General features: G+C 58.6%; 14 protein-coding genes and 3 pseudogenes. 7 read left to right on the top strand and 10 right to left on the bottom strand.

Going from position 1 to position 18,510, the window contains the following annotated elements:
• Positions 1–95 precede the first annotated feature (95 nt).
• From FEJ81_RS21965 to FEJ81_RS21955, 3 genes are all read right to left on the bottom strand, one after another.
• A complete protein-coding gene (locus tag FEJ81_RS21965; protein WP_138247337.1) occupies positions 96–1,409 on the bottom strand; it encodes a TRAP transporter large permease in 1,314 nt (437 codons plus the stop codon).
• Between the two features lie 93 nt (positions 1,410–1,502).
• Entirely contained in the window at positions 1,503–2,048 is a 546-nt protein-coding gene (locus FEJ81_RS21960; RefSeq protein WP_138247336.1) for a TRAP transporter small permease, read from the bottom strand.
• A gap of 46 nt (positions 2,049–2,094) precedes the next feature.
• Complete coding sequence (locus FEJ81_RS21955; protein ID WP_175416542.1) at positions 2,095–3,108, bottom strand: TRAP transporter substrate-binding protein; 1,014 nt, start codon at positions 3,106–3,108, stop codon at positions 2,095–2,097.
• 321 nt (positions 3,109–3,429) lie between these two features.
• On the opposite strand from FEJ81_RS21955, the gene FEJ81_RS21950 reads away from it, so the two are divergent.
• Together FEJ81_RS21950 and FEJ81_RS21945 are read left to right on the top strand one after the other, a co-directional pair.
• On the top strand, positions 3,430–3,801 hold the full coding sequence (locus FEJ81_RS21950; RefSeq protein ID WP_229504855.1) for a universal stress protein: 372 nt from the start codon (positions 3,430–3,432) through the stop codon (positions 3,799–3,801).
• A 177-nt stretch (positions 3,802–3,978) separates the two neighbouring features.
• A complete protein-coding gene (locus tag FEJ81_RS21945; RefSeq protein ID WP_138247334.1) occupies positions 3,979–4,935 on the top strand; it encodes a D-2-hydroxyacid dehydrogenase in 957 nt (318 codons plus the stop codon).
• Positions 4,936–5,031: 96 nt separating this feature from the next.
• Here FEJ81_RS21945 and FEJ81_RS21940 read toward each other — a convergent pair whose 3' ends face one another.
• From FEJ81_RS21940 to FEJ81_RS24015, 5 genes and pseudogenes are all read right to left on the bottom strand, one after another.
• Entirely contained in the window at positions 5,032–6,204 is a 1,173-nt protein-coding gene (locus FEJ81_RS21940) for an MFS transporter (RefSeq protein WP_138247333.1), read from the bottom strand.
• 1,510 nt (positions 6,205–7,714) lie between these two features.
• Positions 7,715–8,456, bottom strand: a pseudogene (locus FEJ81_RS21935) (IS6 family transposase).
• A pseudogene (locus tag FEJ81_RS21930) lies at positions 8,443–9,078 on the bottom strand (IS6 family transposase). Before FEJ81_RS21930 ends, FEJ81_RS21935 begins: the two co-directional pseudogenes overlap by 14 nt.
• 330 nt (positions 9,079–9,408) lie before the next feature.
• Positions 9,409–10,380, bottom strand: a complete 972-nt coding sequence (locus FEJ81_RS21925; protein WP_138247332.1) for a D-2-hydroxyacid dehydrogenase — start codon at positions 10,378–10,380, stop codon at positions 9,409–9,411.
• A 338-nt stretch (positions 10,381–10,718) separates the two neighbouring features.
• Positions 10,719–11,518, bottom strand: a pseudogene (locus FEJ81_RS24015) (hypothetical protein); the annotation flags it as partial.
• Positions 11,519–11,718: 200 nt separating this feature from the next.
• On the opposite strand from FEJ81_RS24015, the gene FEJ81_RS21910 reads away from it, so the two are divergent.
• A complete protein-coding gene (locus FEJ81_RS21910) occupies positions 11,719–12,462 on the top strand; it encodes an SDR family NAD(P)-dependent oxidoreductase (protein ID WP_138247329.1) in 744 nt (247 codons plus the stop codon).
• Positions 12,463–12,476: 14 nt separating this feature from the next.
• Here the strand turns inward: FEJ81_RS21910 and FEJ81_RS21905 are convergent, their stop codons facing one another.
• Positions 12,477–13,250, bottom strand: coding sequence for an IclR family transcriptional regulator (locus FEJ81_RS21905; RefSeq protein ID WP_138247328.1), 774 nt, complete (start codon positions 13,248–13,250; stop codon positions 12,477–12,479).
• A 174-nt stretch (positions 13,251–13,424) separates the two neighbouring features.
• The gene (locus FEJ81_RS21900) at positions 13,425–14,384 is read right to left on the bottom strand and encodes a mannonate dehydratase (RefSeq protein ID WP_138247327.1); all 960 of its coding nucleotides are present in this window, start codon (positions 14,382–14,384) and stop codon (positions 13,425–13,427) included.
• 149 nt (positions 14,385–14,533) lie between these two features.
• On the opposite strand from FEJ81_RS21900, the gene FEJ81_RS21895 reads away from it, so the two are divergent.
• The 4 genes from FEJ81_RS21895 to FEJ81_RS21880 all read left to right on the top strand — a co-directional run bounded on the left by FEJ81_RS21895 (position 14,534) and on the right by FEJ81_RS21880 (position 18,360).
• The gene (locus tag FEJ81_RS21895; protein WP_138247326.1) at positions 14,534–15,322 is read left to right on the top strand and encodes an SDR family NAD(P)-dependent oxidoreductase; all 789 of its coding nucleotides are present in this window, start codon (positions 14,534–14,536) and stop codon (positions 15,320–15,322) included.
• Positions 15,323–15,546: 224 nt separating this feature from the next.
• On the top strand, positions 15,547–16,443 hold the full coding sequence (locus tag FEJ81_RS21890) for a TRAP transporter substrate-binding protein (protein WP_138247483.1): 897 nt from the start codon (positions 15,547–15,549) through the stop codon (positions 16,441–16,443).
• Between the two features lie 53 nt (positions 16,444–16,496).
• Positions 16,497–17,063, top strand: coding sequence for a TRAP transporter small permease (locus tag FEJ81_RS21885; protein WP_138247325.1), 567 nt, complete (start codon positions 16,497–16,499; stop codon positions 17,061–17,063).
• Positions 17,056–18,360 (top strand): TRAP transporter large permease, encoded by a 1,305-nt coding sequence (locus FEJ81_RS21880; protein ID WP_138247324.1) that lies wholly within the window; start codon positions 17,056–17,058, stop codon positions 18,358–18,360. Before FEJ81_RS21885 ends, FEJ81_RS21880 begins: the two co-directional genes overlap by 8 nt.
• Positions 18,361–18,510 lie beyond the last annotated feature (150 nt).

The following is an 18,510-nucleotide window of genomic DNA, read 5'->3' as shown; positions in this document are numbered from 1 at the left end:
TCTCTCGGCTCACTCGCGGCCACCATCTCGGTGACGGATATCCGCGGCTGGCCGGGTCGGTCGCTCAGCGTCTCCGGAGAGAAGGGTATGGCTCCCTATCCCATGATGTTGTTCGGGATATACGTGACCAGTTCAGGGAATAGGATGAGAATGATTACTGCGAGGACCATTGGAATGTAGTAGGGGATGATCGAGCGGATGACCTCTTCAAGGGACGCGTCAGTCACTTTCTCGAGGACGAAGAGGATCGCTCCGAACGGCGGGGTGACGACGCCGATCATCAGCGTGAACACCATCACGATCCCGAAGTGAATCGGATCGATTCCGACGGTCTCGATCACTGGGATCAACAACGGCGTGAGAATCGTGATCGAAGCGGTGACGCTCATGAAGGTCCCGATCACGAGGAGCAGGGCGCAGATGAGAAACAGGACCGTCGTCGGGTCGGTCGAGACGGATGTCACCCAGTCCGTGAGCAGCATCGGCAATCGAAGTTGCAGGGCGACCAACCCGTAGACCGTTGCCGATGCGATAATGAAGGTGAGCGAGAACGTCTCGACCATGCTGTCTCGGGCCTCGTCCAGAAAGTCACCCAGGTTCAGTTCGCCGAATACGCAGGCCAGAACCGTGACGTATACCACCGCTATCGCACCGGCCTCTGTCGCCGTGAAGTAGCCGCCGAGGATACCACCGATTATGAGTACCGGAATGAAAATCGCCAGTATCGCCTCTTTAAACGTCGACATCACTTGTGTCAGCGAGAACGGATCGCCGCGTTCGTATCCCCGCTTGAAGATGATGACGGTCACGAATACCATCAACAGCAGTCCCAGAAGGAGTCCGGGTAAGATTCCGCCGAGGAACAACTGTCCAATCGATTGTTCCGCCAGAATCGCATAGAGGATGATCGGAACGCTAGGTGGGATAATCGGTCCAATCATCGACGAGGATCCCGTGACCCCGATCGCGATATCTTTGTCGTACCCGTGATCGCGCATCACCGCGTACTCAATGCGACCGAGACCTGCCGCGTCGGCGAGAGCTAGGCCGGACATTCCCGCGAAGATGATACTGGCCAGGATGTTAACGTAGACGATCCCGCCTCGGAACTGACTGACAAGTGCGGACGCGAAGTCGAACAACCGCTCAGTCATTCCGCTCGTGTTCATCAACCGACCAAGTAACACGTAGAATGGGAACGCGAGCATACCGAAGCTGTTGATTCCGTTAAACAGCCGGCTATTGATGATGACCGAGTTGAAATTGATCCCCGTTGGGAGCGCCATCATAATGATACTGGTCGCGAGCATCGCAATCGCGATCGGCGTCCCAATCCCGTACAGTACTAACAGAATGCCGAGGAACAACACTGCGAGTACCACCGGGTCGAGGAGCGGAATCGTAATCATTTCGCTCTTTCCTCCTCAGCGGTACCCGTCAGCGTTTCGCGTCTTCTCACGGGTGAGACTCCGACGGTCGATATCGCTCTCTGCGTCGAACTTCTACTTATCATTCTGAATCACCTCGAGTGGAGTCTTTCGGTCGAACGAGACCGTGGAGAGCAACTCTTTGAGTTTGAATAGCTCGTACCCTAACATCCACGTGAGCCCGAGACCGATCGCGAGATACACCATTCCGATGTTCACGGCATCGATGTCCGCCCAGTTACTGTTCCACGAGCTCTGTGCGCCCTGGAGCAGTCCGAACACGACGATAGAAAGCGTGATAATGACGATGAATCGAACGAGGAGATCGAAGACGGCTTTCACTCTCGGATACTTCTCCTCGAGTTTCCGAAGCACGATATCCATGCTTATATGTTCGTTATTCCGGGATGCGACGGCCGCACCGAAGTAGGTCCCGATCACGAGGGCCAGTCTGGCCGCCGGTTCCGTCCACGCCAGTGTCACTGATAGATCTATCAGACGAAGGACTACCTGTACCGTTACTAGCACCACAGTCACCAAAAAGAAAGTGACGGCTATCGCTAGGGCGAGACGATCTACCAGTGACTCTCGACGTAGCCCTAATGATTGGTCAATTTCCATAATAAACTGGTTGGGTTCGTTCGTATTCTATCTTATTGAATTTTTCTTATATACTTTGCCATTGATCTAACGAACCGGCGAAATCATCGAACATACTTTCGACGACTGGCCTGGCAGCGTCCTTGAACGCTTCTCGATTGACGTCTTCGATGAGTTCCATTCCGCCCTCTTGGAGTTCGGACTCCATCTCACTGATCTGATCCCGAACGCTCTCAGAGATTTCTTGGGTCGCTTGATTCGATGCTTCGTCGACGAGATCCTGATGGGATTCATCGAGACCCTGATAGAAGTCCTCGTTCATGTACAGCGCGCCGACCTGAACGTGGTGGCCAGTGTAGCTCAGGTAATCCTGGACTTCGTTCAGGTTGAACGAGTGGATCTGTGGGATGTCCCCCTCCGAAGCGCCGACCGTGCCAGTCTGGAGTGCGCTGTACAGTTCGTCGAGGGCGACCGTAGTGGGATTGGCACCGATCTCTTCCCAGATCGCGACCCAGTTGTCTAACGGTGGCAGCCGGAGGTCGACTCCCTCAACGTCCGCCGGTTCCCGGACCGGTTCATTAGAGGTAAAGTGTCGAAGCCCACGGTCGATCCACTGTCCGATCATTCGTTGGTTGCCCTCAGAGATGATCTGTTCCAGACCAGGCTGGAACTCCTCGCTCTCGGTAACGCGGGTCAGGTGTTCGAAGTCGTCGAAGACGATCGGGATGTTGACGAACTCGTATTCGGGAGCGTACTGTGTGAACGGCCACCGTGAGTCTGCGTGCGCCTGGATCGCTCCTTCCCTGACCTGTTCGGCGATTTCACCCTCTCCACCGTAGGACCCCCCGGGAACGACTTCGACTGTGAGCTCATCGGCCTCATCTTCGACAATCTCCTTGAACCGATCGGCGGCCTGTACCGTCACGTGGTCCGACTCGTACGAACTCGCGATTGTGATCGTGTTTCCACCACCGCCGTTGCCGCCACCGATGCAACCCGCAAGCGAGCTGAGTCCGACTACCCCCGCACCGAGCACCGACCTCTTGAGCACTGTCCTGCGCTGGATGTTATCCAAACTCATACAGATCGACGGTATTGGTGATGTCACTTATAGTTTTTGGACAGCAGAGAATATTACGACCATTATGCAATATTATTTTTATAGAAATGTACGTGTGAAGGCGAACTATGCAGACGAATATCCGGTTTCGGGAGAAACTGGCTAGTTCGAATGCTACCTGCGGACCCGATTGAGCGCGAGTTCCGCGTTGCCGATACCGAATAGGTCCCACGGGACACAAATTGTTTATGGGATTACGAACAAGGAGTTGATATGGACCGAGCGCTGATAATCGCTGAACCGACCGATAGAGGGCGTGAATTGGTTGAAATTGCCGGGGAGATGGCTGCCGGTTCCGGTGCGGAACTCGTGCTCCTTCGCGTGATCGACGAGTCGGAGTACGGACGCGACCTCCAGCGGAAAGCACAGACTTCCATGGGAGACGTCGACAGTGTGGACGAACTGACGAAGCGGGCGAGAGAGGCGACGGCCGAACTGGGAGACGAGGTCCTCGGCGAAGACGTCTCGTACACGGTCGAGGTTCTGTTCGGAGATCTCCCAGACGACGTGTTAGCGAAGGCCGACGAACTGGGCTGTGATCACGTCTTTATCGCGGGCGAAAAGCGATCGCCGACCGGCAAGGTACTGTTCGGGGACACCACTCAGTCGGTTCTTTTGAACTTCGACGGCCCGGTGACGTCGTTGATCGGCTGACCGGCGGATAGTCGACGCGAGTCGCCCGAACCGGAGCGTTGAACGAACCGCACAGAAGGGTTGTCGGGAGCCCTACCGAACCAAAATATTTTGTCGTCGTACTCAGAAAAGGCTACCTGGAGTGCTCGAGACGGTATCGCATGCGAGCGAGACAGACACGGCACTTCAATATAACCTATGACGAACGAACACAACGTATTAGTTCTCCACCAGGTTCCGCATCAGGGGTCGCCGTCCGATGTCGCGTCGGCGATCAGCGATCGCATCGAATCAATCGAAATCGAGACAGCGAACGACTATAACGACGCTCTCGACCGAATATCGAGGGCAGATATTGTCGTGTCTCGTCGACTCGATTCGACGTTGCTAGAGTCGGCGGAGAAACTCCGTTGGGTCCAGGCGCTGAGTGCTGGCGTCGGGAGCTACGATCTCGATCAGCTCCAGCGGGAAGATATCGTGCTCACGAATGCATCCGGTGTCCATTCGGTGCCGATAGCCGAACAGGTGCTCGGATACATGCTCACATTTGAACGGAACCTCCACGAAGGAATCCGACGACAGAACGCACGGGAATGGCGCCACTATCGGGCAGGGGAGCTACGGGGCAAAACGGTGGGAATCATCGGGCTCGGTGAAATCGGACAGGAGATTGCGAGGGTTACTGACGCGCTCGGAATGACCGCTATCGGAACGAAACGAACCCCAGAGGAGCTATCGCACGTTCGGGAGGTTTACGGTCCCGACGAGACGCTAACGGTTGTCGGAAAGGCCGACTACGTCGTTATCGCCTGCCCGCTCACGGCGGAAACAGAAGGACTTATCGACGGGCGAGCGCTGGATTCGATGAAACCCGACGCCGTGCTCGTCAACGTCGGACGGGGAAAGGTCGTCGACGAAGACGCACTTCTCTACGCCCTCCGAAAAGGACAGATCGGCGGTGCCGCACTCGATGTACAGGCCGAGGAGCCCCTCCCCACCGATTCTCCGCTCTGGAACCTTTCGAATGTAATCATCACACCTCACATGGCCGGTGCGACGCCTCACTACTGGGATCGATGTGCGGAGATCTTCGCAGAGAATTACGACCGGTTCACCGCTGATAAATGGGAGGAGATGCGTAATCGAATCGTGTGAGGTCCTCTTCACTACCGATGAAGTGCCGTTCCCGAGTGGGGAATCAAATCACACACATCGTCGACGGTGCTTCGAGGAAGAAGACCTCAAGAGCTGTTAGAGACCGAGTTTGAACAGACGATTACTGCCGAGCGCGATGAGGACCACTCCCATGATTGCAGCGAGAAGTGAGAATGAGACGGTCCAGCCGTAGAGGTCGGCGAGCAGGCCGATGACCAGGCTACCAGATGCTCCCGTTACCATGTACACCGTTCGGACGAGACCGAATCCTGCGCCACGATCGGCTTCTGTGAAGAGGTCTATGAGCCGTGACTGGAGTGGCGCACCCCAACTCATAGCGAGACCAATGGAGGAGACACCGATGGCGTAGACGGGGAGGCCATCTCCGACGAGTATACTGCCGTAACCGATTACCCCCGCAGCCATTGAGAGTGCAGTAGTCGGTTTCCTCCCTGCATAATCCGAAAGAGATCCTAGCACCGGCTGTGTTATCCCGTGGACGAGGAAGTACAGAGAAAACAATCCGCTCGCGATTTCCGGTGAGAGTTCCTGTCCCTCGGTAAAGAAAGTGGGTAAGAAAGACGCGGTGGCCTGCCATGTGAACGCACAGAGGAACGCGAGACTCGTTGTGAAAGCGACAGACGGTTTCGCAAGAAGGTCGCTGACGGTCGAGAACGTAAACCGGTTCCACAGTGGCTCGTCGGGTCGTTCCGGGCTGGTCGGCCGAATTCGGCTCGCAAAGAGGAAAAAAACTGGCACAGCCATTACGGTTCCGAGTAAAATTCCGGCCCGCCATCCATACCGAACGGCAATTCCCGTTGCTGCAGCGGGTGCGATAAGCCCCGCAGCTGGACTTCCAGCGACGTGGATCCCGATTACACTGCCGATGTCGTCATACTGTTTCGCTAGAAAAGTCGTCGCGGCCGTGTAGTGGAGGCCGGCGCCGACGCCGAGAACACTGACGAAGAGCACGAAGAAACCGTATGCCGGTGCGATCGCGATACAGAGACTCGATACGCCGGTAAGCCCGATCGCGGACAGAATCACCTTCCGCTCTCCGAGCCGCTCGCCGAGGACGCCGCTTGGAAACTGCATGAGCGCGTACATCGCCCACATAAGTGACAATGCTAAGCCGACAGCACCGTTCGAGACGGAAAATTCGTCAGTGATCGCTGGAACCAGAGGACTGATCGCCAGTCGCGCGACCATCGTTACCATGAAGGCTAACGTACAGAGAGCCAGCGATCGGTGTGCATGACGCGAGTTCACATGTCCCACCTTCGGCTTGACTACCCTATGAATTTCGATTGAGGAAGATTTAGGAGCAAATACGGTAAGACGAAACGCTCCGAGGGCTGACAGAGTTCCCGATAGGGGAACGGGTAACTCTCCCCGTGAGTAAGACAGGTTACGAGAACAGGTTCGTTTTCATATAAAATAGATAAAGCATTGGTGAAATCATGATTAATCCATGGATGAAACAGTGGGGGATGGTAACATACTGAATACGGAATCAGAAATCGGGGTTCGACTGTGATAGGGAAATCAAAAGAGTCGTTCCCTCCTCGGGAATTCACTTGCCTCTTTTACGAGGTATCAGAATCAATTCTCTGCTTGAACCCTCTCAACTACAGTAGGACTCTATTTACATCCATACCGTTGTAAAAGCCTTATTCTACTGGATATCGAAACCAGAGTGATTACACGAGTTGGAAGTAAGTTTATCATATATCTATGTCTCGTGGTCAGAATAGCGCGTTGGCAGAAACAGCATCAGTCGCGGCTCTGCCGATCAGATGTTTGTGACGAGGCTGTGGTCTTCGTCGATCACCTGCACGTCTTCATTCAGCAACGCGACGACAAATTAGGAAACGTATGATCCGAAGTACACGATGAGCGCTGTGATCCGTTCCGAGTTGATCGCCTCGAGAGAGTCGGGGAGTAGGAACGGAACCATCTTGTAGACATCGTGAACGATATACCTCACTAACGCGAATACGAGGCTAATCACTTCATTACCTTTGCTCAGGTGCTCGATTGTGTCCTCATAGGCCGCGACATCGCCAGTGCTGCGAATGATGACTGCGAGACCGTTCAGTGCCCCTCGCGGGTGGACCGTTCTATCTAAATCCGATCGAAGTTGCCGTAACCGGGCGTCTCACAGAGATTTTCTAGATATTTATTAAATGCTTCAACTACATTTGCTTCGATCTGATCGTCCACGTTCGGAACTCGATCAGTTCGTTGGTAACGTCCTCATGACGGTTTTCGAAATCGTCGCGGTCGCTGAGTCGGTTCTCGATAGTCACAATTTCCGCCTCGATTTCGTCACGTTTGTACACCTGGTGATCAATTTTATTGATCTCCTTGTGCCGTTCGAGAATATCACTGTATTCTTCGGTCTCAAATCGTCGATTTCGTCGGTGAGAGTTTTCTTTCCATATATCAATTATCCGATTAGATCGCTCCGACGCACGTCGTCGCTAGTTGTCTCGAAACACTGCTAGGTCTTCCGGTACTCAGTGCTGCTCTCTTTGATTTCAGAGAGTTTCTCCTGCCGATTATCGAACTCAACTGATCTCGGATTGGTCTTCAAGTGATCCTCATGTACTGCTCAGAGTCGTTTGACCGTCGTTTCGATCTATTCTTAGACGACTGATGGTCCATAGGTCCAGCACATGAACTGTCTCTGCGCTCTCTAGCAGGCGGTTCATTACGGGTCCGTCATCATTCTGTGTCGTGTCCGTGCGGAACAATCCCATTTTATTAAAAATCTTATTTAATTGGATTTGGAACCAGAATTATGAGACCATCTCGGAGAGGACACTGTATAGTTCTGAACCTCCTCGATTGGCACGTTTCCGTCGAGAGCTTGATGCGGTCTTTGATGGTAGTAGTGCACGAACTGTTCAAGTCACTCGCGGACGCTCGGCCGACTGCCCACCCACGAATTATGGAAGCGGTCGATACACATTTTGAGGGTGTGAGACCACTTTTCGATGAGGTATCGGTCGGTATAGTTGTCCCGACCGCTTAGTTCGACTCGAGAGAGGGCAGTCCGATAGCCGAATGGATCGACGAGAAACTCAGCATCGGAGAGACCGTGTTTCTCGCGGAGTTTCTGCAGAAACGCAGCCGCCGGATCAGTCCCATGACGACTAAACAATGCAACGTCAAGACTCAACTTTGACTCGATGTCTATTGCAGTGTACAACCAAGACCACTCACCATTGATCTTGACAGCGGTTTCGTCGACAGCGACCCGCGACGGCGATGCCGTCCTCAGAACGCGAAGTCTGATGGGCCGCACGAGAGCTCCGCTCTCGTGGACGTCGGCGGGTCGCGTCCGCTGTCAGCCAGCCGATGAACCCAGTTCCAGACCGCTCCGTGAGAGCGTTCAACACCTAATTCAGCAAGAATCATTGTTGTCTCCTGAAGCAAAAACCGGTTTGGTGGAGGTGGACGGCGAACGCCCTAACAGGCGTCGCCGTCCGCTCGTGGTCGTATTTAGTTTGTAGCATTCTGCCAGACGGCGAAGGCTTGGAGCCACGACTCTGCTGTTGATGGTTTTGCGTGACTGAAGCAGTTTGAGAACGAAGAATTTCGTTGTTTTGTCTCACGAAAGACACGTTCAGAAGCGGTCCAATTTCCATGTTCCTCGTATCGAAATCGGAGTCCAGAGCGACGGAGTGCAGTCTGGAGATGTGTTGCTCCATCGATGGGAAACACGGTATCGTCGAGGACATGTTTCTCAGTGAGTTCCTGCAGAAACCGTTCTGTCAACGCGGTCGTAGTCGTCGAATACAGCAGTATATGGAGAATTTTGTTCGTTTCCGGATCAACAGCAGTGTACACCCAATACCGATGTTCGTCGAGTTGAATCACTGTCTCATCGAGCGCGACGTGATTTGGCTTCGCGTCATCTTCCGGCTGGAGATCGCACTTGTGAACCCAATCGTGGACTACCTTTCGACTGCGTTCGACACCGAACATCTCTAATTCTCGAACGGTATTCGAAAGCGAGAGGTATGCAAGATGGAGCCGAATACCGAGCTCCAGTAGCTGGCAGGGCATCCGCTCTCACCCCCGCAACACTCAAATCGATCAGTCGCTACACCCGCTAAGGCGGTCGATTTTTGGCATGGATATTACAAAATCGTGCCGCCTCACTTTTCACACTTAACGAAACAGCACCCCGCTCGTTCTCCCAATATTCTTCTAAGCCCCCCTCATAGCTCTCGTTGAGCAGGTCTGAAAGCATAAAACAAATCAACATTACGACCCGCTTACTTCTCAATCTGGCTTAACTAGACAGTACCTCCAATTAATCGCCAAACCTGACAAACCCAATCAATTAAACCGAACGGTCCGTGAGTCTCTCGGAGCATGCGCCGGCAGGGACAGGTGATGAATGCCCCCGTTGGCTGCCAACTACGACGCTGTTCCCCGACGAGAGGGCGGTCCGGGTGCGGCTCACTCCGGGGACCGAACCAGGTTCTCCAGGTCAACGGGGGCTGTACCGTCGCCGAGCTGCCGGACGTTCCCAGCGACGATGTCCGCCAGCCGGTCCCAGTGTGCCGGGCTGTGCCCGGCGTTGTGCGGCGTGATGGTCACGTTCTCGAACCGCCAGAGCGGGTGATTGTGGGGGAGCGGCTCGGGGTCCGTCACGTCCAGCCCTGCTCCGCCGATGGCGTTCTTCCGGAGGGCGACGATGAGCGCATCGGTGTCGACGATCGGACCGCGGCCAACGTTGACGAGGTACGCGTCCGGCGGCAGCGTCTCGAACTCCTCGGTACCGACCAGTCCGCGCGTCGTCTCCGTCAGCGGCGTGGCGACGACCAAGTAGTCGGTATCGGCCAGCGCGTCGTGGAAGTCCGCGTCGTCGAACCCGATCACCCGGTCGGTCGGGCCGCCCTTCTTGGGCGTGTAGCGTATGCCGATGGTGTCCACGTCGAACGCCGTGACCCGGTTCGCGACGGCTTTGCCGATCGCTCCGAGGCCGACGATCGTGACGGTGCTATCCTTGATCTCGCGGGCCTGGTAATGTCGCCACTCGCGTCGCTCCTGTCGTCGCCTGGCCTCGTCTAACCCCCGGGCGAACATGAGAATATAGCCGAGCACCTGTTCGGCGATGTTGGGGGCGTGGACCCCTGAGGCGTTCGTCACGGCAACTCCGTGCCCGGCCAGCGCGTCGAGCGGCAGGTGGTCGTACCCCGCAGCGACGCCAGCGAACAGTTCCAGTTCCGGCGTGTCGTCAAGCAGATTGGCGTCGAAGTGGGTCGAGGTGATCACCCTGGCCTCGACCGCGAGCGCCCGCTCTTCCTGGGGCGTCGTCGCTACCTCGATTCGGTGGTCCGGTAGCCGGTCACGGAGTTCGGCCGCGTAGTCTCCCGCCGGCATCCCGTGGGTTCCGGCTCGAAGGACCAGTACGTCGATGGTACTCATGAGTGCGTCCTGATGCTGGACGAGCGTGCACAAATTCCTTTCCCCACCGGGACCGATCCGTTTCTCGTGTTTGGTGTCCAATTGTCTTGTACACCGAGACTCCTCTATCTTACAACTATATGGATGTAATACAACGCTCCGCGGGTCGAATACTTCGGAGACCGGATTCCATGACGGGTAATAACTCGTCGGACACCCACAGTTCGAGGCCGGAAACCGCCGGCCATCAAGCCCACTGATTACGTAGCCTCCAGTTATCGATGAATCTACGCCCAGGAATCTGGTCTGCCGCGGCTGCCACACGGCGTTCGAACAACGGCCTAGTCGAGAAGCGACGGCGCGGCGGAGGCGTAGAGCCGGTGGAGGTGCATCGTATCGTCCGCGCGAAGCACTCGGTCCGCATCCGGGACGGCGCCTATCGTCGACAGCGCCGCGACCAGGCCGGCGTGGTCCATCTCCACGACCGGCGGGAGTCGCACGCTGCGGATCGTACTCCCCGTGACGTTATGTCCTTGCCCTGCCGGTCAAAGACGACGACATCGAGCCCATCGACGGAGCGTCGGGGTACGGTCGTACGCGTCTCCAAGAAGTTCCGCCTCGCGGTCGAGGAACCTGCTCGGTAGGACGCACTCGACAAACGCCGTGTCGTCGTGCTGGTTCTCGACAATGGCGATTTCGTCGACGACCGGGACGTCGCGGTTCGAGGTCCGGCCGACTTCGACGACGTCGATGCTCAACCGAATCTCATAGTCGGTGGCGTCCTCGGGCACACCGAGCTCGTTCAACATCTTCCGTTATCCCTCGCCGGTCGCGCCGCTGTGGTTGCCCATCGCGGGGAATACGAAAGGCTCGTAGCCGGCCGCCGAGGCGGCGTCGGCGACGTCCGAGACGATGGCCGCCAGGTTCGAGATTCTGCGGCTCTCATCGCTGAGGACGATCTCGCCGCCGTCGGGGACGCCCTCGAACGGTAGGTCGTGAACCGCCTGCCACACCGTCTCGGCCGTCTCCTCGAGTGGACCGGGTCCGTTTCCCACACCTGTTCGATGACGCCCATCTCGGGCAGGGGCGGGTCGCCGCACGCTTTGAGTATCATGTCTGCCGGTATCGACAGGTGACTCGCGGCGTTCTCCGGGTTCATACCGCATCGATCGAGGGGTGGGTGATAAATGTGTCCGCCACACCAACTAATCGGTCGCGGTCGACGTTCCCCACGGAGCGCCGTCACGTTCGCCGAACCGCCCTATGGAAACCTGTCTAAAATGATTGGACACCCCGTCTCAGCAGCCGGATCCGTGGCCACCCGAGGAGTTATTCGGATGGGGGACACACGCGAAGGTAATGTCGGAAGACCTGCACGACAAGACGACGCTCGTCGTCGGGGCAAGCCACGGGATTGGGAAGAAAATCGCCGAGGAGTACGCCGAGCGGGGGTCGAACGTCGCGGCGCTGGCCCGCTCCGTCGGCGACCTGGAGGCACTCGTCGAGTCGCTGCCGACCGACTGCGTCGCGGTCGAGTGCGACGTTCGGGACGACGCGAGCGTCGCGGACGCCGTGACGACGGCCGTCGATGCGCTGGGGCCGATAGACGTGGCCGTCAACAGCGCGGGGACGATCGCCCGGAGTCGGCTCCACGAGGCAGACGAGGCGGACTTGACGAGGGTGGTGGACGTGAACCTCCTCGGTGCATTGCGCGTCAGCAAGCACGTCCTCCCCTCGCTGATGGAGACTGAGGGAACGTTGATCCACGTCTCGTCTGAGGCGGGGTCGGTCGGCGTCCCGGAGCTGCCGACGTACTGTGCAAGCAAGGGCGGCCTCGACGCCGCGGTCCAGCAGCTCGCGGTCGATTACGGGCCGGATGGGGTCTCGGTAGTCGGGATCGCCCCAGGGACGACGAAGACGTCGATGAACGAGGCCGTCAGGGAGCGGGACCCGTCGTGGGTCGAGGAGCGCGCGGCGGGGATCCCGTCCGGCCGCCTCGGGATGCCGGAGGATATCAGCGGCCTTGCAGCGTATCTCGCTGCCGACCGGTCGGACTACCTGACCGGCGAGGTGGTCCACATCGACGGCGGGTCGACCGCGTGAGCGGCCGGATCTGATCAGTAGTGTTTCGTCTTGAGCTCGATCACGTTCGCGGTGTTCTGTAGCTCCGGGACGAGCTCGTTCTCGATGCGATCCTCGTCGAAGTCGTGTTTCGGCCCGGCGACGGAGATGGCGGCGTCGGCGGTCACCCCTTCGCTGCTCACCGGTACGGCGACCGACCTGACGCCGTTGACGCGCTCTTCGTCCTCGATGGCGTACCCCTGCTCCCGGACGGTCTCGATTTCGTCCTGGAGCGCATCGCGGTCGACGATAGTGTGTTCCGTCGCCTGCGGGAGGCCGTGCTCCTCGATGATCTCACCGATTCGTTCGTCGGACTGCTGGGACAGCATCGCCTTGCCGAGCGCCGTCCAGTGCATCCGAGTGTACTCGCCGGTCGGCGCGTTGTTGAAGATGGCACCTATCGGTTCTGTCCGGTACAGCATCACCCGGTAACCACACTCCTCGCAGCCGATAGTCGCGACCTCGCCCGTCTCCTGGGCCAGTTCGTCAATCTCGTTGCGGCCGACTTGGTAGAGCCCGTTGTTGTGCCGGACCTGACCACCAACCTGCAGGAACCGAAGGCTGAGCTGGTACTGGCCGTCCCGCTGCACGACGTATCCGGCATCCTCCAGCGACTTGAGGTAGATGTGGACCGTGCTTTTTGGGACATCAATGTAGTCGGCCAACTCCCGGACGCCACAGCCGCCGAACTCCTCCATCCCCTCGACCACCTCGAAGAGATTCTTGACTGCCCCGATTCGGTTCGGATTGTTTCCCGTGTTCCTACCCATGTGTGAGTATGACGTACTACCCCACAATATTATTTTTGAAACCCATCCAACACTATTGGACAAGACCAACTCGAACAATCATTATAGTATGCCGGTTGCGAGGCTGTTCGGGACCAGGAACGAAAAAGCATGGCTGCACCACGGGGTCCGAACGGTCGGGGTCGCCGCGCGGCCCTATGCGGTTCGTTCGAGAAGGCCGCGCATGTATCCGACCGCGAAGAGGCGGCCCTTGGTGTGGTAGCCGGGGTTCGAGTTGTCCTCGCCGACCATCGTCGGGACGTGGTCGGGCCGCATCACCACGTCATCGTCGACGGCGTCCTGGTAGGCCTCCATCGCCGCGAGCATGTCCGTCGGTCCGTCGTCGTGCCACGTCTCGACGAAGTCGTCGGCGTCTCCGTCCACGTCCCTGAAGTGGACAAAATTGATTCGGTCGCCGAACCGGCGGATCGTTGCGGGGATGTCGACGCCCATCGCCGCGAAGTTCCCCTGGCAGAACGTGATACCATTGTATTCGCTGTCGTAGGCGTCAAGGACGCGCTGGTACGCCTTGGGGCTGTTGACAATCCGCGGGACGCCGCCGAGCGACGCACGTGGCGGATCATCGGGATGGAGGCCGAGTTTCACCCCGGCTTCCTCCGCGACGGGGGTCACCTCCCGCAGGAAGTACTCCAGCGCCTCCCAGATCTGCTCGCGCGTGGCGTCGACTGCTTGCTCCGCCCCGTTCCGGTGCATCCTGTCATCGGAGTAGGCGGTCACGAGCGAGCCGCCGCGGGCCTCGACGTGGGCCTCCGTCCGCGCCCACCGGATTCCGACCATCCAGTCGTAGCAGACCACGGGGATGTCAAGGCGCCCGCAGTTCCGGATGAACTTCTTGAACTCGGCGATGTCCTCGTTGCGGCCCTCCAGTCCGAGCCTGATGCGGTCGGTCAGGGGGACGCTGCCCTCGATGACGCCGACCTCCAGCCCGGCGTCCTCGTACCAGTTTTTCAGATGCTGGAGTTCGTGGTAGCTCCAGTCGGTTTTGTCGTCGCCGATCTCCAGGGTGTGTACCACGGCGTTGTCCACGCCCATCTGCTTGGCAAGCTTCCATCTATCGTCAGGTTGCGGCGGTAGGACTACCGCTAGGTCGACCATAGGACCACGAACTGGAACCACAAATAAATAGCTTTCTTTTGGGTAGATTGCTGCCGGACAGCTGATGGCTCGGGTCGGCAACCACGTGGAACGGCGCGGACAGGGGAAGATAGAAATACCATGCCGTGCGAGTCTTTGACAGACCACGAATGAGCGATACGTTCGAGGGAGAGGCGGCTATCGTCACGGGTGCATCGAGAGGAATCGGCAGCGGCATCGCGACCGAACTCGCGGACCGGGGAGCGTCGGTGGTGGTCAACTACCGCTCCTCTGAGGAGCGGGCCGAGGCGGTCGTCGACGAGATAACTGACACCGGCGGGGAGGCCGTCGCCGTGCAGGCCGACGTGAGCGACGAGGACGACGTGGCGGCGATGGTCGAGGCGACCGTCGACCGTTACGGGTCGCTGGACGTGATGGTGAACAACGCGGGCATGACGACGCTCGGCCCGGCCGAGGAGATAAATCTCGACGATTGGCGGCGGGTGATAGATGTCGACCTGACCGGCGTGTTCATCGGCTGCCAGGCGGCGGGCCACCAGATGCTGTCACAGCCCGACGGCGGGTCGATCGTCAACGTCGCGTCGATGATGGGAGAAATGGGCTTTCACATGCGAGCGCCGTACTGCGCGGCAAAGGCGGGCGTCATCAACCTCACCCGGACGCTCGCCGTCGAGTGGGCGACGGAGGATGTCACCGTGAACGCGCTCGCCCCTGGATTCATCAAGACCGACATCACCGATCAGACCCAGGGGTCGGCGGGGTACACCGATGACGACATCCGGCGGCGGACGCCGATGGCCCGGTACGGCACGGTCCAGGAGATGGCGAACTGTGTGGGCTTTCTCGCCCAGGGCGACACGTACGTCACCGGCGAAGTGCTGTGCGCCGACGGCGGCTGGACATCCGACGCCTGGCGGTATCACGAGGAACGTGCCTAACTCGGGTGAACGGCTTCGGAATCCGGGTCACATCCGGAGACATTCGCCCTAGGGAAAAGTTTTTTATAATTAACGATGAACCAGTATAGGTAACCATGACAGATGGTAATCCATGGCTCAGTAGACGTTCGTTAGTCAAGGGACTCAGTACAGGCGCAGTCGCGGCCACGGCCGGTTGCTCAATGGTTGGGGACCTCGGCGGCGGCAGCGGCGACGGCGTTGAGATGACAATCGCAAGCACCTTCGAACCCGGCCATATCCTTGTGCAGGCCGCGGAAACGTTCAAAGAGGAGATCGAGTCAGAGTCGGACGGCGACATCTCCGTCGAGATCAGCCCCGGCGGGTCGTACGGGTCCGAGGACGAGATCGGTGAGGTCGTTAGCCAAGGCGGCGTCGAGGCTCACGCCGCGGGCAGCTTCCCGTACTTCCAGTTCGCGCCCGAGTACTGGTTCTTCGGGTGCCCGTTCGTCCTCTCGGGCTACGATCAGCTGCTGTCGGTGCTGGAAAGCGACGAGATGCAAGAGGCCCACGACGCGCTCGTCGAGAACGGCGACCAGCGCCCGATCGGCCAGCAGATCTACCGCGGCGCGCGGAACTTCACGTCCAACACACCGATCCGCAGTCCGAGCGACGTCGACGGGACCAATCTCCGTCTGCCGGAGCTCGACCCGTGGGTCGCCATCTGGGAGGAAGTGGGTGCGTCGCCGACACCGGTCGCGCTGGACGAGCTGTACAGCGCGCTTGAACAGGGAACCGCAGACGCCTCCGAGGGCGGGGCGGAGCAGATCAGCTCCTTCAACCTTTACGAGGTCCAGAGCCACCTGAGCCTCACGGAGCACCTAATCGCCAATGGGAACATCTACATCAACGATACGTTCTACCAGGGGATCGACGAGACCTATCAGGACATGATCATGGAGGTCGGCCAATCGGCGACGTCCTCGGCGGCCGAGCAGTCACAGTCCCGCGAGGAGGAACTGATCCAGGGCCTCGCCGAGGAGGGCATGGAGATTGTCGAAGACGTCGACGTAGAGGCGTTCCAGGAGGAGGCGGCACCGGCGGTCGAACAGCTGTTCGAGAACACGTGGGCCTTCGACTGGGAAACCGTCCAGAACATGTGAGACGGCGGCAATCGTACAGATAACCACCCGAGACACCCACCGTTTCATTTACAATGGAAATCGACCAATCGCTTGACCTGAAGCGCGACCGGCTTTTCGATAAGATTGTCCTGTACAGCGCGACGGCGCTGTTTACGATCACAATCATTTTGACCACACTGCAGGTCTTCATTCGGCTGTTGAATCTCCCCACGTTCGGCTTCCTTCACTGGACCGAACCGGCGGCGCGGTTCGTGCTCATCGTCGCGACCTATCTGGGTGCCGCCGTCGCCGTCCGGAACAACGAACACATCGCGATCCGGTTCCTGCTCGACCGGCTCACGAACTGGAAGCCATGGCTCGGCTACCTGGTTCAGGTGGTCGGGAAACTGATCATTATCGGCTTTCTCTGGATCGCACTGGAGGGAACGGTCATCACGACCGTCGAGGATTGGACGACGTCGATCGGCGGGATCGGCTTCGTCACGTCCGGCCACCTCTACCTCGGTATCGGTATCGGGATTGGAGTGATGCTGATCTACGCAGTGATCGATTTCGTGGGCCTGGCCCGCGAACTCCTCGCGATGCGGACCGAGGGAACCGACAGCGGCCAGTTCGAGGAGGGGATAGCCGATGAGTGAACTGCTTATTATCGGCGCCCTGTTCCTCGGGTTGCTGCTGGTGCTGTACGCGCTCGGCGTCCCGGTCGGGATCGCCATGGGAGCGACGTGCGTCGTGATAATGGTTTCGCCGTACGGGCGCGGCCTCAACTACGGGCTGATAGCCCAGCAGTTGCTGTACGGGCTCAACAGCTTCACGCTGCTCGCTATCCCGTTTTATCTCCTGTTAGGGCGGCTGATGAACCGCATCGGGATGACACAGCGGATCTTCGCCCTGGCGAACGCCTTCGTCGGTCAGTTCCGGGGCGGCATCGCACACGTCAACATCGTCGCCAGCATGATCTTCTCGGGGATGTCCGGCCTCGCCGTCGCGGACGCCGCGGGACTCGGTCGCGTCGAGTACACCGCGATGCGCGACCAGGGGTACGAAAAGGACATCTCGCTGGGCGTTACCGGCTCCTCGGCAATCATCGGGCCAATCATTCCCCCGAGCGTCCCGATCATCATCTACGCCGTGCTGGCCGAGGAGTCGATTGGCCAGCTGTTCCTCGGCGGGATCCTCCCGGGGATCCTCATCGGCGTGTTCCTGATGTTGCTCGTCTTCCTGTTCGTCTATCTACGGGGTTACGAGACGGAGGACACCTTCGATCTCTCTGAGGCGTGGCAGTGCTTGAAGGAAGCAGTGTTCCCGCTGTTCGCCCCGGTCCTCATCATCGGGGGGATCCTCACCGGGACGTTCACTGCCACCGAGGCGGGCGCAATCGCCGTCGTCTACACCGTCCTCCTTGGGATGTTCGTCTACAACGAGCTCTCACTGCGGGGGCTGTTCGAGGAACTCCAATACGGAATGGTCGAGACGTTCTCGCTGACATTCATCGTCGGCATCGCGTCGCTGTACGGGCTGGTCGCGCTCCAGCTTCAGCTGCCGATCCTGATGGCGGAGTCGATCACGAACTTCTCGAACGACCCGTCAGTCGTGATCTTCCTGCTGGTCGCGCTCCTGCTGGTAGTTGGGACGTTCATGGAGACGATCGCCGCGATCACAATCCTCGTGCCGATCTTCATGCCGATCCTCGACGTCGCGGGGATTGACCCGCTCCACTTCGGCATCGTGATGATCCTGACGCTGATGCTGGGCCTGCTGACCCCGCCGTTCGGCGTCATCCTCTTCGTGTTGGAGAAGGTAACCGACGCGAGCCTGGAGGAGGCGATGAAGGGCGTGTTACCCTACTACATACCGATTCTCCTGGTATTGCTTCTCACTATCCTCGTCCCGGAGATCGTCACGTATCCGGCGACCGAGCTGCTAGGCACCTGACGGCGGCGTCGGGTCCTGGTCGCGGTCGCTTTCGCACCATTCGTCGTCTCGGGGTGGGTCGTCCGACTGCGTATCTGAGTGGCCGCGTCCTCGAGTCGCCAGTCGTGCCTCCTGGATCCCTATGATCGGGGTTGCACCGACGGAAACGCT

This window comes from Natrinema versiforme (genome assembly GCF_005576615.1).
GTDB lineage: Archaea > Halobacteriota > Halobacteria > Halobacteriales > Natrialbaceae > Natrinema > Natrinema versiforme_A.
The sequence above is the reverse complement of the archived record's forward strand: the minus strand, read 5'-3'. Positions and strand labels throughout refer to the sequence as shown.